At 48.1% G+C, this 17,082-nt stretch carries 14 protein-coding genes; 11 read left to right on the top strand and 3 right to left on the bottom strand.

Annotated features, from left to right (window positions below; all coding sequences use genetic code 11):
- Positions 1-267 precede the first annotated feature (267 nt).
- The gene (locus OHJ21_RS09705) at positions 268-1,191 is read right to left on the bottom strand and encodes a S66 peptidase family protein (RefSeq protein WP_486019951.1); all 924 of its coding nucleotides are present in this window, start codon (positions 1,189-1,191) and stop codon (positions 268-270) included.
- Between the two features lie 107 nt (positions 1,192-1,298).
- Entirely contained in the window at positions 1,299-2,201 is a 903-nt protein-coding gene (locus tag OHJ21_RS09700) for a LysR family transcriptional regulator (RefSeq protein ID WP_326120495.1), read from the bottom strand.
- A 195-nt stretch (positions 2,202-2,396) separates the two neighbouring features.
- Here OHJ21_RS09700 and OHJ21_RS09695 point away from each other — a divergent pair, with 195 nt between their 5' ends.
- The 9 genes from OHJ21_RS09695 to OHJ21_RS09655 all read left to right on the top strand — a co-directional run bounded on the left by OHJ21_RS09695 (position 2,397) and on the right by OHJ21_RS09655 (position 8,932).
- Positions 2,397-2,864 (top strand): DinB family protein, encoded by a 468-nt coding sequence (locus tag OHJ21_RS09695; protein WP_486019950.1) that lies wholly within the window; start codon positions 2,397-2,399, stop codon positions 2,862-2,864.
- Positions 2,865-2,968: 104 nt separating this feature from the next.
- Complete coding sequence (locus OHJ21_RS09690; RefSeq protein WP_100537450.1) at positions 2,969-3,373, top strand: nuclear transport factor 2 family protein; 405 nt, start codon at positions 2,969-2,971, stop codon at positions 3,371-3,373.
- A 360-nt stretch (positions 3,374-3,733) separates the two neighbouring features.
- Positions 3,734-4,294 (top strand): pyridoxamine 5'-phosphate oxidase family protein, encoded by a 561-nt coding sequence (locus OHJ21_RS09685; RefSeq protein ID WP_486019949.1) that lies wholly within the window; start codon positions 3,734-3,736, stop codon positions 4,292-4,294.
- A 53-nt stretch (positions 4,295-4,347) separates the two neighbouring features.
- Positions 4,348-5,280, top strand: coding sequence for a hypothetical protein (locus OHJ21_RS09680; protein WP_486019948.1), 933 nt, complete (start codon positions 4,348-4,350; stop codon positions 5,278-5,280).
- Positions 5,281-5,750: 470 nt separating this feature from the next.
- Positions 5,751-6,437, top strand: coding sequence for an endonuclease/exonuclease/phosphatase family protein (locus OHJ21_RS09675; protein WP_486019946.1), 687 nt, complete (start codon positions 5,751-5,753; stop codon positions 6,435-6,437).
- Between the two features lie 135 nt (positions 6,438-6,572).
- Positions 6,573-7,166 carry a YdeI/OmpD-associated family protein gene (locus tag OHJ21_RS09670; protein ID WP_486019945.1) on the top strand — a complete coding sequence of 198 codons (594 nt, stop codon included), beginning with the start codon at positions 6,573-6,575 and terminating at the stop codon, positions 7,164-7,166.
- 379 nt (positions 7,167-7,545) lie between these two features.
- Positions 7,546-8,046 carry a MerR family transcriptional regulator gene (locus OHJ21_RS09665; RefSeq protein ID WP_100537445.1) on the top strand — a complete coding sequence of 167 codons (501 nt, stop codon included), beginning with the start codon at positions 7,546-7,548 and terminating at the stop codon, positions 8,044-8,046.
- A gap of 2 nt (positions 8,047-8,048) precedes the next feature.
- A complete protein-coding gene (locus tag OHJ21_RS09660) occupies positions 8,049-8,483 on the top strand; it encodes an SRPBCC family protein (RefSeq protein WP_326113440.1) in 435 nt (144 codons plus the stop codon).
- A gap of 11 nt (positions 8,484-8,494) precedes the next feature.
- Positions 8,495-8,932 (top strand): SRPBCC family protein, encoded by a 438-nt coding sequence (locus tag OHJ21_RS09655; protein ID WP_486019944.1) that lies wholly within the window; start codon positions 8,495-8,497, stop codon positions 8,930-8,932.
- Positions 8,933-9,145: 213 nt separating this feature from the next.
- On the opposite strand, the gene OHJ21_RS09650 is transcribed toward OHJ21_RS09655, so the two are convergent.
- Positions 9,146-9,319 carry a hypothetical protein gene (locus OHJ21_RS09650; protein WP_165789646.1) on the bottom strand — a complete coding sequence of 58 codons (174 nt, stop codon included), beginning with the start codon at positions 9,317-9,319 and terminating at the stop codon, positions 9,146-9,148.
- Between the two features lie 379 nt (positions 9,320-9,698).
- Here OHJ21_RS09650 and OHJ21_RS09645 point away from each other — a divergent pair, with 379 nt between their 5' ends.
- Both OHJ21_RS09645 and OHJ21_RS09640 read left to right on the top strand, forming a co-directional pair.
- Positions 9,699-10,652: a phosphotransferase family protein gene (locus OHJ21_RS09645; protein WP_486019943.1), complete on the top strand. Its 954-nt coding sequence runs from the start codon at positions 9,699-9,701 to the stop codon at positions 10,650-10,652.
- Between the two features lie 120 nt (positions 10,653-10,772).
- The gene (locus tag OHJ21_RS09640; RefSeq protein ID WP_486019942.1) at positions 10,773-16,676 is read left to right on the top strand and encodes an S-layer homology domain-containing protein; all 5,904 of its coding nucleotides are present in this window, start codon (positions 10,773-10,775) and stop codon (positions 16,674-16,676) included.
- Positions 16,677-17,082 lie beyond the last annotated feature (406 nt).

The following is a 17,082-nucleotide window of genomic DNA, read 5'->3' as shown; positions in this document are numbered from 1 at the left end:
GAATTGATCCATGTGTTCTTCAATTATCATTTTTATCCAAACACAACTCGACGAGAAGTAAGCAGGATCATGTCAGCTCCTATGCAACAATTACGCCGAATTGCTCGTAGTAAACATGCAAACAGCCTTGGCCGTTCGTCGGCCAAGGCTGTTTTTTACTGCATGTTAGTCTGTGCAGTACGCTTTATAAGCACAAGGGACTTTCATTGCCGGCACGGCTCAGTGCGGCTTGTCGTTAGACGACATAGCTCATTGTCTTAGCCGACGTTAAACGCTGACGGTAGGTTCAACTGTAGTAATTCTATTATTGACTGAATCGAGATTCACGGTTGCGCCAATCGGCAAAGCGGCTTTATAAATACCATGTCCTGTAGCCAGGTTCGTTATAAGCGGCTTACCGAGAGGGACCACAAATTCGTTGATTACATCTTCATAGGATTTGCCATAAGCCGCCTGGCAGCCCGAGCATTCCCCCATAATAATGCCGATGCAGTCACGAAATTTTCCGGCAAGCTTCAGATCATTCAAGTACCTGTAAACGGTATTGGTAGGTTCATGTGTTTCTTCGAGAACGAGAATTTTACCGCGTGTATCGATTTCAAAAGGCGTGCCTAGCGTATCGACAAACGATGTCAGATTACCGCCCACAAGCTGCCCCGTAACGTTGCCCGGAACACGGCTTATCAGCGGCATCCCCGGCGGATTCAAGATTGACCGCGTTGATGAATATACGGATGTTGCGGAAAAAAACTGATCGAAATTATAGGCGGGCGTTTCAGGCTTAAAGTCAATAAGCAGCAGACTATGGAATGTTATTAAATCCACATATTGATGCAGTGCATTTAGTAGTACCGTGATATCGCTGTAACCCGTAACGATTTTTGGATTATTTCGTATCTCATTATAATCAAGGTACGGAAGAATTCCGGCCACTCCTGTACCGCCTCGTGTGGGCAGTATCATTTTAACCTGCTCATCTCGAAACATCATCATTAAATCGGCTGCCCGCTGCTCGTCTGTGCCGGCAAGAAACCCGTTTTGCGCATATACATATTGACCCAATACAACATTAAGCTCCATTGCTCTCAAATATTCGATTCGTGCATTAATGATGTCAGCAGCGAGCGGGCTACCCAAGGTGACGATTCCAACGGTATCGCCCCTCTGCAAGATTGGCGGACGTATCGGCATATCCTTTTCTTCCTTCCCTGATTATAGAAGAAGCCATCATGATCATGTCTATAAAATATATTGACAAAGTCCGCAGTACAGTACTAAAAAGTAGCTTGTTTCCTTATTTATGAAGACTTCGATTGTTGGATAGCTGTTTCGATGTAGGCTCTCAAAGTCTTGATGAAGGTGCGCATGGCGTATCCGACATACCTATCGCTGCGGTAGATCAGGCAAATGTCTTGAGAAGGCGTAGGGTTCCTCAGGTGCACCACCTTGATGTCTGGATTGTGCAGATTCTCCAGCAGAAGTCGCGGCAGAACACAACCGCCAACTCCGCTCTGTACCATTTGAAGGAGGGAAGATAATGTTGTCGTCACCATATGCGGCTGTAGAGAAAACCCGTTGTCCATGCAAAAGCGATCGATCAGCTTGCGGCATTGGTGGTCTGCTGGAAACATGACCATCTTTAAGGCTTGCAGTCTGTTCAAGGGGATGAAGTTCTCCGTGGCAAGAGGATCATTCATACTCACCGCCAATGAGAACTCCTCATGAAACAGGGGAATTGACGTGACACGTTCATCGATAACAGGTCCAATGGTTACGCCGACATCGATGCTTCGATCCAGAACTTGTTCTGTTACTTTCGTGGTCTCCAAAAGGGACAGCGAGATAGTGGGATAGGTCTGATGGAAGTTTAGCAGCATGGCGTTGAACATGAGATCCGCGTCACCGGGCAAGACCCCGATCGAAAGGGATCCGCCTTGCATTTGCTTCAGATCTGCGATGGCGTCGCCCGCTTGCTGCAGATGCGTGAATACGGCAGCACCATGTTCACGAAGAATCGCTCCAGCGTCTGTAAGGACAATTGTTTTTCCCACACGATCGAACAAAAGAACCCCTAATTCTTCTTCTAATCGCCTTATCTGCTGGCTGATGTTGGGTGCGCTGACTCCCATTTTTTCGGCTGCTCTCGTGAAATGAAGCTCTTCACAAATAGCCATGAAATATTGCAGTTGTTTTAACTCCATCGCTCACACCTGCTTTCTATTGCCTGTTTGGGTGAATGTTACAGATTATTGTTACTTCATCTTCCTTATCCTGTCAATGCATCATCATTAACTTATACTTAACGTTCCGGTAACGCCCACTGCATTGATGGAAAGTTCCAAGAGACCTATATTAAGAATAGTTCAAGTGTTTCTCATGAAAAGGAGGAAATCAACATGTCTGAAATGATGATCAACACGGCAAAAACCGCACGTCAAGTGCTACTGCAGCAGGTGCAGGCGATCCCTGAGGAACTGTTCGACGTTCAACCGGCTGGTTTCAACAATACAATCCGTTGGAATGTTGGTCATATGATTTATTGGATGGATAAGTACTCTCCCTTGATCTTCGGCTCACCATCGGGCATACCGGACTTGTATGATACGCTGTTTAACTCCGGAACAAAGCCTTTGGACTGGACGTTTGCTCCTCCATCGAAGGAAGAGTTGGTCGAGATGTTAACCGCGCAGCTTTCCCGCTTATCGGAGTTGAAACCTGAAATGCTGGGCGAGAAGCTTTCAACTCCGTTTGCCTTGGGACCGTTCCAATTTAACTTCTCTGGTGAGTTGTTAAACTTCATTCTGTTTCACGAAGCTTTTCACCTTGGAACGATAGCGAGCCAGTTAAAGGTTTTGTCGCGCTAACCTATGAATAGCTAGAGTCCTTTATCTTGCCGGCCTCACCAATCCAAACGACTTGATGGAAACAGCGACAGCGACCAGTCAACCATAATGAGGAGGAATCTTTCATGGAAAAATCCTTTAGCTCGGTCTCATCCCGAACTAGCGAAGCGTTTGATGCTTTTAGGCAAGCTTTAGAAACAGGGCATACAGAAGATTTTCTTAAGAAAGTTACGGAAGATTTCCATTTCTTCGTTCCGCTTCCCCTAGAGGGGTGGAATCACGAGCAGAAAGGCAAAGAGCGGTTCGAGGAATTGATCCGGTTCGAGCGCTCCGTATTTAAGATGCAGCTGACTCCACTCATCGTGCTTGAGAACGAGGACCACGGGGTTGTGGTATTTCGCTCGGAAGGTTTGCTGAATGGGCGGCCTTTTCGCAATGAGCTTGCAATCGTCTTCGAGTTTGAGGCAGAGCGGATCCGATCCTTCCGTGAATATGTAGGTATGCCGTTAAAAAACTACGAGACACCATAATCGATACTACCGTGAAAAAGTTACGATTCATTTTATTAGATCTATAAATTGATTCGTTTCTATAATAGAATATAAAAAACCATCAGTGATCATCATGATGGTTTTTTTATTAATGAATGGCGTTACTAGAAGTTCCGGAGTTGCTGAATAGGCCACTAGTCGCCTCATTCATAACCGGAGTGTATCTATGCAGGTTAAGAATATATTATATTTATGCGGCGGCTTCGAATACAATGAACGTATAGCTAAGCACGAGATCACGTATGAAGCAAGCGATCCGTCCTGAACGCTTTAGAGCGCAACCCGGGCGGTGTTCACGCGTGAATCGAACGCAATACAAGTTCATCGGAGGGGATTCGAATGGGAAAACAATTTCCGGCCATGCTCCCCGAGCATACGGACTTTATCCGAAAGCAGCACCTGTTCTTTGTCGGAACGGCGCCCATGTCGCGGGATGGGCATGTCAATCTGTCGCCGAAGGGATATGACACGTTCCGGATTTTATCCGATCGTAAGGTCGCGTATTTGGATTTGACCGGGAGCGGCAATGAGACCAGCGCCCATCTCGAAGAGAACGGCCGAATCACGATGATGTTCTGCGCATTCCAGGGTCCGCCGAACATCCTGCGCCTGTACGGAACCGGAACGGTTATTCTGCCGGGGGACAGCGAGTGGGAGCGGGTATACGGAATGTTCGAACCGCTGCCTGGAGTCCGGCAGATCATTACGGTCGATATACATAAAGTCCAGACGTCCTGCGGTTATTCGGTGCCATTCATGACGTACGAGAAGGAGAGGGATACGCTCCAGCGGTGGGCGGAGCACAAAGGGGAAGAAGGCTTGCACAGTTACTGGCAGGAAAAGAACTTGAGCAGCCTCGACCGATTGCCGACGTCTCTAGGGAAACGTATAAGGACATAGCAGTAGTATCTCGCGTTGGGCGATGGAATAAGTGAGGAGGTTGAAGATGGAATATGGAACATCCCCAAATCGTACATACAATCCTTGCGAAATTAGGAAATGAACGTTTGATTAAGGAACTGACGACAACATTGTCGCATTCGGAAATGACGACGCTTCTTCTCGCGCTTTCAAAAGAAATTACGGCTCAAAGTTCTCCCGTCGATTTGCTCAACAAATATACAACGAATCGTTTTGTAAAGCCTTCCGAACTCAGTCCCATAAAGCTGAGGAAAATAGAGCTTGATATGCTCGAATTGGCTGAACATGGTGGATTTACCACACTGGAACTTTCTCCAGCTAGCCCGCTGGGAAGCTGTTCGGTGATTGCGAAGGTAGATCAAAACAAGGTGATTTCAGCGACAAGAGGCGTCGAATTGATGTCGGACAGCACCAATATGCTTGCGATCTATCTGGCGAATGGCATAAAGAACAAAACAATAAACAACAGCGTCAGCGATGTGCATGTTTGCGCGGCCAGCAGAGTCACTCGAGGGCAGTGGTTTAAAAATGCCAATGTCCTTCCTCATTTCGGTTTATTTACCTTGGTTAGTTCAGGAAAAGATACCGGTTCTTATCGCTTCGAAAAAGATTCGCTGACCCGGCATATCGATTTCTATCTCAATTATTACGGCGAGAAACTAGGTAAGGAGATTAAGGTATTTCTTCATATGCGGAAGGGCTATACCGATTCAGAAGGTTTGTTGGATAGATTGGTCGATCATTTGAATGTAAAGTCTCCCTCCTGCTTATTGATTGAAGACAGGGTAGATAGCACCAACCAGTATTACAAAGGCCTGAACTTCGAAGTGTATGTGGATGGAGTGAATATTGTGGATGGCGGTTTCGTGGATTGGACCCAGCAGTTACTCGGGAACAAGAAGGAACGATTGTTAATTAGTGGAACGGGTATGGATTTGCAGCTGATCACAGGACTGATCCAATGAACGGGTCAGTTACGATCAAAAACGTTTCCGATGCTATTGAAAATTGACCTAGCGTTAACAGAACCGAAGCTGTGATTGGCGACAAAAACACATCGAAGTGACGATAGAAAGTCGTAGGACAAGAGCATAACACATACAAAGTCGCTGAAATCGCGGCTTTTTTGTTTTAACCGATGTGAGCTCTTGTCCCGAGCTGAGGACAAGTACTTGCATTGTTAGTCGAAATGGGCAAGAACTTATATTCACCTCCGATTAGATGACGCTCTAATCAGTTCATTCAAATTCTGTAACAAGATATTTATAGCAATTGCCATTAATTGAGACTCATGAATGTTGTCCTATTGTGAAAAAATAACAAAGGGTTGCGGGGATAAGCTTGGTTTTAGATTTCATCGTTTCCTTTGGAATATTAGCTTTTATCTCTATCGTAAACTACACGAATGTTACATAATACGGAAAAGGTGAATTCTATGGATGACAACATCAATCTGAAAGTGATGTCCTACAGTATACGGCATGGAAAAGGATTAGATGGGAAAGCCAGTTTGAGCCGCATAGCGGAAGTAATCACAAAAGCCCAACCGGATATTGTTGCATTGCAAGGGGTGGACCGTTTTATGCCCCGAAGCGGCTTTCGAGATCAGCTGAAAAGGCTGGCTAAACTGCTCGGGATGCACGCTTGTTTCTCTCCTAGCGTTAATCTCATTATCCTTCAATATGGAAACGCCATTTTAAGCCACTATCCGATAATTTCAAAAGAAATTCAGTATATTGGCGGGTCTAAAGAGAGAAGGAGCATCTTAATGGTAAAGCTGCAAATTAATGATGCCGTGGTCACAGTAGTAAATACCCATTTGGGAGTACATATGAAGGAACGGATGAAACAGAACCCCATTCTTTGGAGTGCTCTAGAGAAACTGGAACAACCGGCGATCCTGGCTGGGGACTTTAATATGGATATGGACGATCCATTCATGAAACGGTTGAGCTCCCGATGGACAAAAGTCACTCTTCAGAACAACCTGCCTACCATGAAGAACGGTATGGAGATCGATCACATCTTTGTAAACATGCCGACAGAACGGGCCACAGCCAGGGTTCTTCCTTACGACGCTTCGGATCATTATCCGGTCATTGCAGATATTCGCTGGCAGTAACTTATGGACTTTATGGAGAGTAAAATGGGGGGGATGGTGGCTCTAGAATATGTTGCGCTTGAATCAACTTCTAGGGGATAATGAAGAATGATTTTAACAATATCTATGGATTTTCAATTCAGGAGGGGGATCTTGATGATCAAAGGTGAGAGGAATTCAAAGATTGATCCTTATTTTAACAAGCTTAAGAAGTGGAAGGAAGAATTCAAGCTGCTGAGAGAAATCGCTCTTGACTGCGGGCTGACCGAGGATTTTAAATGGATGCATCCTTGTTACACGTTTGACAATAAAAACATCGTTTTGATTCATGGATTTAAGGATTACTGTGCGCTTCTGTTTCACAAAGGCGCATTGTTAAAAGATCCCCAAGGGATCCTAATCCAACAAACCGCGAATGTTCAGGCAGCGCGTCAGATCCGGTTCACCAATGTTCAAGAGATCGATGAAATGCAACTTATCTTGAAAACATATATTGATGAAGCCATTGAAGTTGAGAAGGCCGGTTTGCAAGTGACCTATAAAAAGAATACGGAATACATCATACCGGAAGAATTAGAAAATAAATTCGTGGAAATCCAAGGCTTAAAGACGGCTTTTGAAGCATTGACGCCGGGACGACAAAGAGCATACCTTCTCCATTTTTCTACACCCAAGCAATCCAAAACCCGAGAATCTAGGGTTGAAAAATATATCCCGCATATCCTAGCTGGAAAGGGATTAAATGATTAATAAATGTTATCTCTGTGGAACGATTAGATTATACATAGACAATACTGGCGACAGTCCATATTTTTATATCATGATGGAGACGCTGCAAGAGAGTAATTCATCCATCAGATATTAAAACATACTCATATAAAGAGTCTGTAATTGGAGTAGAGGATTGTCGGAGGATTAGAACATATACGCATAGGAAGTCGCGGAACTCGCGGCTTTTTTGCTATTACGATGTAGCGACATGTATATATTCAGAAAGACAATATGTGTTCAAGTGGCGATACATGTAGTTGTTTTTTACCAAAATAAAAAATTTCGATTGCACCTAACGTTACGTCATCTTTTATACTTAATCTACCGGTACATAGTTAGCGCTAACAAAGGAGCACTTATGAAACGAAATTGGAAGGTGGGGGATCTTGCCAAACAAACGGGACTCACCGTGCGGACTTTGCGATTTTACGATCAAATCGGTTTGTTCTCGCCATCGGGCAAGACGGAGTCCGGACATAGGCTGTACGATGAATCTGACCTGTCACGCCTGCAGCAGATTATATCGCTTAAGGAATTAGGCTTATCTTTGGAGGAGGTCAAGTCCGTCCTGAACGACGAGCAGATGAGTCCAGTAGAGATCGTCAACCTGCAAATAGCCCGAATCAAAGAACAAATCAAGCTGCAGCAAATGCTCCTTGAACAGCTTCATCATGTATCCAAGTCGATGCAGGGGAAGGCTCCCTTAGCAGTGGAAGACTTCACCGATCTCATGCAAGCGATTAAAAAGAGCCATGAGAAGTTAGTGATCGAGCGGAGAACGAGCTGGGAGCACCATCTGGATTTATTGGGTGATTTCATTGCCGAGGAAGAGATAGAATCGAAATTTAGGGAGGAATAACCGTGAACGAACGATTTGTCAAACATGCTACCTTCGTTGTGGAGCGGACTTATACAGCTTCGCCTGCAAAGGTCTATCAAGCTTGGGCCGATCCGGCTGCCAAAGCAAAGTGGTTCTCAAAACCCGATATTTTCGAATTCCATGTCGGAGGACGCGAATACAGCAGAGGAGGCCCGCCAGAGGGTCCCATCTTTACCTTTGACGCATGCTACCAAGAAATTGTGCCGGAAGAGCGCATCGTCTATAGCTACTCCCTGGATTCGGACGACATTCGTATGTCCGTTTCACTCACAACAGTCGAATTCATCCCGACCGAGGGCGGCACAAAGCTGGTCTTCACCGAGCAAGGGGCATTTTTCGACGGGTATGATACGCCGGAAGTGCGTGAGCATGGAACGAATGAAATGCTTGATACACTTGGCAAAACACTCGAATAGGAGGTATACCCATGAAATCTACTATGGGTGAGAACGAAATTATATCTTCGCGAGAATTCGATTTTCCGCGTGTGCAGGTCTTTGAAGCCTGGACCAATCCGGATCAGTTGGCATGTTGGTGGGGACCGAATGGATTCACCAATACCTTTCATGAATTCGATTTAAGGCCGGGTGGTACATGGCGGTATGTCATGCATGGGCCGGATGGTGTGGACTATCCCAACCATAACGTTTTTGAGGAAATCTTGCCGTTGGAGCGAATCAAACTCAGGCATTTGTCAGGCCACGAATTTCAGTTGACGGCTACTTTCGAGGAACTGGGCGACCGTACAAGGGTCATTTTTCGCCAGCTATTCATGAAAGCGGCGGAGTTCGAAGAAGCTAAGCAATACTGCGTCGTGGCCAATGAACAAAACTTAGATCGGCTGAACGCTGTGCTGGAAGAATGAATGGTGTAGATTTTGAGAATATGCAGAAGGTATTTCTTTTCCCCAACAACCGAAAGTAGTTATTACCAGAATACGTCGATGAACATGTTAACCCCCACTGATCAACGAAGAATCAGTGGGGGTCTTGTATCTTGAGAAGAGGAAATCGACACCTTCTCGCATAATTACATTTGAAGACAGAGCCAGCTAGAAGGATTATCCATTAGGTTCCTATTACTCTTTTCGACTTACAAACTCATTCGGAACATCTTCGCCATCCGGGTTATTATTTTTAATTTGGCTAAGACGTCCATTGCGATACTCCCCACCATGTACTTTGTTCTGCCGCTGATCATTATTATCCGTATGATCATGCTGATTATGATTATAGTTGTTGTTATTTGCCATTTCACATTCCACCTTTTTTCTAAGCTGTACAATATAGAATGTGTATTGAGATCGGATTTATGCAGAAAAGGGATGGGAGAGTTGCTGACAAGGCAGCTGCGTATTGATACGGAACCATGCAGTGAAACGGGAAGAGGACAAATCAGCCGCATCATTAGAGGCACCCAAACAAGAGAAGCAAATAAGGAACGCAAACAGATTCGACTTCTTTCACAGAATACGGATAATGGAACAGGTTGGTCATTAGGAACGGCTGCTTTTTGTTAAAACTTACGGCCAGTATAGTTTAGTTAATAACGAATCTTTACCAGTCATGATCTCCAACATTTTGGTATTCTATGTGATAGAACATTTTATCGCGGAGCTTTATTAAAGGGGGATGAAAGATACGATGGAGCACTCTGTAGTTATGCAAGCAGAACGAATTACAGGCGATTTTCTGCTAGAACAACCGAAAATGTCATACCAGATCATAGGTAAAGGTATCGTAAATCAGGTTTGCGTAGTGGAAACAGAGAGTCATAAAGTCGTCGTCCGCATGAACGATAAAGATACATTTTCAAGCTTTATCAAAGAAAAATGGTGTATCGAGCAAGCAGCCGCAGTTGGCATTCCTGGGCCTGAGGTGTTGTCCATTGGTATCGTTGATGAAACAGCATATATGATTCAAACATTTATACATGGCGACAACGGATTAGACAGTACGGTATCCAAGTCCGAAGTTTGGAGGCAGCTTGGCGAATATGCCAAGCTTATTCATTCGATTCAAGTGAAAGGTTTTGGAGGGAATCTGATTGATCCAGTCCATGGTGAGTTTCAGTCACCTTCTCATGCAGGATCAGATGGCAGTTGGCACGGGTACGTGCAGTATAATATCAATAGTTTGACAGAGCATGATCGCTTGATTAAGCTTGGCGTAATTTCGCAGGTGGAATCGCAGAGAGTGAGAAAGCTGTTCGAGAATTTGAAGAAAGAAACGTTCCGCTTCGGTTTAAATCATGGAGATATCTCTTTAAAGAATACGATGGTCAATCAGGCAAACCAAGTTATATTGCTGGATTGGGGCAATGCAGAAGTAAGCGCGGTACCGCATGCAACTGTTACTCAATTGATGCAGTACCAAATATTAGGACTAGAAGAAGGCCCGAATATTAAGGAATTCAAAGCGTTTTTAGACGGGTACGGGATACGTGAACAAGACCTTGATGACATGAGGCATTTGCTGCTATTAAGGGCTTTCGATAACCTCAGGTGGGCTATCGATCAAAGTCCTGATCTGATCGAGCCCTATGCTGCGTTTGCGAAACAAGTCGTTGACATGATTTTGGATTAGCAGAAATTGATCCGTGTTTCTGTGTCTCAATTCAGTTTACGAAACATGCGATTTCATTTGATATTCGCTTGACCTTTATGCTTTAGGCTTTTAGAGGAAAAAAGCATAAAGGAGGAGCACATGAAGCGAAAATGGATCGCCGGATTATTATCCGGCATACTGATCAGCAGCAGTTTTTTTGAGCTTACGCTTGCAAGCACTCCGGCCTATGCCGCCCCATCGGGAGCGATGCCGGTGTTGATCTCGGAGATTTATCCCGATGACCGGTCGAATCAGCAAACGATCGAGGGGGCAGGCGGAGCCGATCTGTTCGAATATGTTGAGCTCTACAATCATTCGGGGGCGCCGATCTCGTTTAACGACGAGTTCAACATTCGTTACGACTACAATACGGGTATGAAGACGTTAACGGTGACCGACACGGTTTACGGCAATCCGGATGGGGCGGTCATCCCAGCGGACAGCCCGGCCGTGCTCTGGGTAGAACGCACAAGCTCGTCCATAACCGGGGCAGCCGCAGCCTTGAAGGAATCCGATTTCCGCCTGTACCACTCGGTTCCCGACCACGTGCCGGTATTCAAGCTTCGGGGGCAGGACGGCCTCAACAACACAGACCGCGGCTTATACATAACCCGAAAAGGCGATGACGCCGATGTAATCAGCGGCTTCTATTATACCGCCGAAGATGTCGGTGACGGCAAGAGCGTGCATCTCCAGCCTCCTAATGGCGGCTTGGACATGATCCCTTATGCCAGGGAAGCCTTGCCTTCCGCTGGAATCATCGACCCGGGGCAGCTATTGCCGCCTGACAATCACGTCCCGGAAATCAGACACACGCCCGTCGCCTCGGACGAACGGACGCAGCCGCTGACCGTAAGCTCAAGCGTCTATGACGCCGACGGAGATGCGCTAGAAGTTAAGCTGTATTATAAAACGGCCGTCAATAGCCCCTACAGCATGATCGACATGATCGATCGCGGGGGGAACCAATTCGATGCCGTCATTCCGGCCGATCAGCTGACCGGCGATAAGCTGCACTATTATATAGAGGCAGCAGATGGGCTTCAGCGGTCGAGATCCAGCGAGTATGAAACGGCGTTAACCGGAGGAACCGCCGGCGGGGACGTTCCGCGTATCCTAATCACTGAGATTCTTCCGAACCCGGCCGGGGATTACCGCTGGGGTAGCGGCAACCAGTATGAATACGTCGAAATCTACAATAATTCGGATCAGATATTGGATCTCAAGGATTACACGCTTTCGTACCTATATCCGGGTACAACAGCGCCTAAGCATTGGACGATACCGGACCATACCTCGATCGAACCATACAGCGCTGCCGTGATCTGGTTCGCGAAGGAAGCGGTTGCGAACGGAAAGGGATATACCACGACGGGCGACTTTAATCTGCATTTTAACAGCACGCTGAAGGATAATGACATCATTTTCTACGATAATTCGAAAGCATCGGATTTCAATCTTCCGAATTCGCTGCATCGCGGGATTGCCTTGTCCGCGCCGGGACAGGCCAATTCGTACATCGTGCAGGCCTGGTACGATCCGAGCACGCCGGACAGCCCGGACAGACTGGTCAACGACGTCCGCAATGCGGTCGTACGATATGCTTACCCCGATGCAGGAACAACCATGAGAAGATTGGATAACCGGATGTACGCCAATCCCGGCAGCATTGATCCCGGTCAGGTGCCGCCTGTGGCAGGCGTCGACATGATCGCTCCAGTACTGCAGCATGAGCAGACCGCCTATAATATGGGCAAGAGCCAGGCTTATCCGATTTCCGTGATCAGCGATGAGCCTCTTGCTTCCGTAGAAGTACTGATTGGAGCGGCTACCGAGGAGCCGACGGTGTTTACGGACAAGCATGCGCTTACGCTTGCATCCCAGGATAACGGCCGTTACGTCTACCAAGGCTCGATCACGCTAAATGAGATCGGCGTTTATCGTTATATCATCGATGCGGCCGACGACAGTGGCAACCGCACGCGGGTACCCTATAATTCCAGGGGGGGCCTCCTAACGGTTAACAAAGAAAGCACGGGAACGGAACTGCCGGATCCGGGCCTATCCTTGGCAAACGGCAGCATGCTCAGCGGGAAGGCATTCTTCTACGCATACGGCTCCCGGGCCGAGGATGATATCGAAATCCGCTTTGACGGCAATCCGCTGCCGCTTCGCAAGGCGCTGCCAGGTAAGGTGCAGCTGGGCATGCAGACCCGTGGCATCGATCAGATTTACCAAGCGTCGGCAAGCGCGCTGGACGCAAGCGGGGAGACGGTATTTTTCGGACGCATCCTGCCCAAATACATGGACGGCGCCTGGTCGATGTTCGACATGACTCCAGAGCTTTTCGTGACCGGTACAACCGTTTCCGTGCATACCGGGAATGAGAATGCGCCGTATCAAGTCAAAGATCACGACAAAGTATTCGGCAAGAACAACCATGACGATTTCGAAGTGATGAATCTTCATCTCGTGCTGCCGGACAGCTCTGTGGTCAAACCGGACAAGGTGCTGAACTACCTGGGCAACCTCGGGCAATCGACAGTGGATTACCGGGAGGATACGTATTACGGATTCGGGGACGCAGATTACGGCAGCAATCCGAACAAGCCCATGATCAGCGATTTTCATTTTCCGATTCCGCAGGACAAGTTCACGGCGAGATATTCCGAGCTCGACACCGATTCGGTAGAGGACGGGATATATTCCCTTAGCATGTTGATGAACGGACAAGACTTCCAATCTATCGACGTGACGGTAGATAATACGGCTCCCGAGATTGAGGGAATAACGTATGGGGAAGGGCAGCTGTTGGCGGATGCCATGCAGCTCAAAGGGCCTTTCACACTGGATGTGGTCGCTTTGGACAATTTGACCGGCGTAACCGACATTACGGCGGAGCTTGATGGCGAGCCGATCAAGTTTCCTTACGAAACGTCTTCTACGCAGCTTGCGCCTGGCGAGCATATTCTGAAAGTGACCGTTCATGACGGCGCCGGCAACTCGGCGGATATCTCTCGTACTTTCATGATTGAAGACGAGAAGCCTCTTCTTCCGGGCGAAGTTTCCCCAGCCGATTTCGCGGAGAATGTAAATTTGAATCCGAGCCTGAGAGCGCGACTCAGCGATCCGAGCGGAGATTCGATGGACGTTCGCTTCTTGGAAGGGGATAAATACGATTTTGCCCGCGAAGACGGGATCGAAGGCCACATCAACGTTGCAGACCGGGAGCCGCCGCTTGTGCTGGAGCCGGACGGCGAGAAGGGGATCGGCAAGGAGGATGCAGACAAAATTGCATACCCGGACGGTGAGTACCTTATCACGGATACGGATTCCGGATTCCCTTATCATCGATTCGAAGTCCAGCTGGACGAAGCGTGGTCGCAGCGAGATGCGGTAGAGCTGCACTGGCAAGGGCGCACACTTCCGGGGCGCATCGTGACGCTGTATGCTTGGGATTATGAGACCGGCAAGTGGACGGGGCTGGAGTCGGCCACCGGCAACGAAACGGAATCCGATATCACGCTGTCTGCCGAAGTGGAGCCAAACCGTTTCGTACGAAACGGTAAAATTCAGGCCATGGTCCAAGATGAAGTGAAGAGCGCGAACGCGCCGTTCAACATTTTATGGTTTACGGACACGCAGTATTATGCGGAGTCGTACCCGGACATTTTCGATAAGCTGGGCGATTGGATCACGGAAGAATACAAGAAGGGTTTGTTCAGTTATGTGATTCATACCGGCGACATTGTGAACGTGGCCGACGACGAGAAGCAGTGGGCGGTAGCCGATCGCAACCTAAAGAAGCTGGACGAAGCAGGAGTACCGTATGGCGTGCTTGCGGGCAATCACGACGTCATCATTGACGGTGTGGATTACTCCTACTACGGAAAGTATGTCGGGGCTGACCGGTACAAGAACAATCCGTGGTATGGCGGCGAAATGGATAACAACCGCAACCATTACGACCTTTATTCGTTTGGAGGCCATGACTTTATTTTCCTGTATATCGGCTTTGGACTGGAGGATACGCCGGAAACGATTGCTTGGGCCAACGAGGCGCTGAAGAAGCATGCGGACCGCATCGCGATCGTGGGCATGCACGCTTATCTGGAGAGCAACGGCACTCTGTCCAATATGGCGCAGAGCGTTTTTGACCAGGTCATTGCACCGAACAAAAACGTGCAGCTCGTGCTGAGCGGACATTATCATGCTGCCAACCGGGTCGTGAAGACGGTGACACATCCGGATGGATCGTCAAGACAGGTCATCGAAATGCTGGCGGACTATCAGGGAGGACCGAACGGAGGAAACGGTTATCTGCGTCTGCTGAAGTTCGATCCAACCTCCGGAACGCTGGATGTGGATACGTATTCGCCTTACTTAGACGACTATAATTTCTTTGACGACGCAATCGAGGATTTTACTGAGCCGTTTGCGTTCAGGGACATTCAAAAACGGGTGGCAACCGATTATTTTGCGGTCAACGTGTACAAAGACACGCTGATCGGCGAGCAAAAAGAGGTGAAGTCCGGAGAAATCGCCTCTGCCGCATGGGATGGACGAAAAGTCGGTGAGACGTATTACTGGTATATGGATATTACCGATGAATTCGGCGCCAAGCGGCTTAGCCAAATCTATCGCTTTACGACCTCAAAGAAAACCTCTCCTCCGGGCGGCGGGAATGACGGAGGAGGAAACGATGGCGGAGGCAATAACGGCAACAATGGAAATAACGGAAACAACGGAAATAATGGTGGCAGCAGCAATCAACCGGGCCAAGGCAAGCCTGGGGGTACGCCGCCGACTACGGGTCCTTCCAAACCGGGAACGATTACGGTCGGAGTCACCATAAGTGGTCAGAGGGCTCAGGCATCAGTCAGCGATTCGGATCTGAGCACTGTCTTCGAAAGCGTCGCTGCTGACCGGAGAGGGATCAAGACCGTAACCATTCAAATGGACGATAATGCCCGTTCGTTCAACGGCGAATTTGTCATCCAGATCCCGTCGGCTTACTTGAACAGAAATCACGCACAGGAGCGGATCGAGATCGTGACCCCGCAGGCAACCGTGAAGCTGCCTTCCGATATGCTGAACCAACTGCCGGAAGCAGGGCAGTTCACGGGCCTCGTGATTCGGCCGGGCAACCGCAGTGGACTTTCCGCGGACCGACTTGCCGGGATCGGGAACCGACCGGTCGTGGAGCTGCTTCTGCAGATCGACGGCAAGATGGTGGAATGGACGGGAAGCGGAACGAATGTAAGGCTATCGCTCCATTACGATGCGGAGGCGGCCGAACGCTCGGACCAGCTGGTTGCGTGGGAAGTCGATGCAACAGGATCGGTACCCGCCATGATGAACGGATATTACGATACCGGGCTTCGCGCCGTGACCTTCGATACGAACAAGCTCGGGACCTATGCAATCGCCTACGCGCAGGTGTCCTATCGGGATGTGGAGCCGAGCAGCTGGTATGCAGACGCCGTACATTTCCTCTCAGCCCGAGATATTGTAAAGGGTGCAGGGGGAGGGCGATTCCTCCCGCAGGAGGAGATCAGCCGGGCCGACTTCCTGGTCATGGCCATGAACGCCTTCGGCATGAAACCAGGGAACGCGGAGGACGACGGTAATTTTGCCGATGCGGGCAGCCGGTACTACACGCCGTATTTGTCTGAGGCGAAGAAGCTTGGGCTGGTCCATGGGACGGGAGATAACCGGTTTAGGCCGGAGGACTCCATCACGCGTCAGGATATGGTCGTCATGCTCCATGCGATGATGGAATCGGCCGGGAACGAGCTGCCGGGCGGAGGGAATGGCATCGATCACTATTCCGATACGAAGGACGTATCCGGTTATGCGCGGGAAGCGATGGACATCATGCTGGATACCGGATTGATTAAAGGCACCGGTGGAGGCAAGCTGTCTCCGAAGGCTGTTACCAATCGGGCCATGGCAGCAGAACTGATGTACAACTACCTGGTGAAAATCCGGGAGACATCGTAAAAATGAGAATCAAGCAAGCAGATATCATTTAAGCGTACTCACATCATTAGAGCGGGAGAAGCCTCCCGCTCTTTTAATTGCGCGGATGTGTGGTGCAGATATGTAGTCGATTAGATTATCTAATGCAACAGATTTATGGCATGTCATTTTTGATCAAGATGGTAAAATATGATTCATTTTTAGGATCGAATCAGATATGGATCAACAATATCATTATTGGTGATTTACGAGTGGGAGAATTTGGGCTTAACATAACATGAGATCCATTTTTTAAAATGAACCATGTCTGACTATGTCTTACAATGGACAAATATAAAACATTTCAATTAAAAGTGCCAGGTAACCACTGCAGCCCCTACGAATCCAATTCATACGAGCCCTTCATAAAAATATTTTTCAGGTTTAA

Origin of the sequence: Virgibacillus sp. LDC1, from assembly GCF_025792345.1 — a bacterium.
Taxonomy (GTDB): domain Bacteria; phylum Bacillota; class Bacilli; order Paenibacillales; family Paenibacillaceae; genus Paenibacillus_AQ; species Paenibacillus_AQ lautus.
The sequence above is the reverse complement of the archived record's forward strand: the minus strand, read 5'-3'. Positions and strand labels throughout refer to the sequence as shown.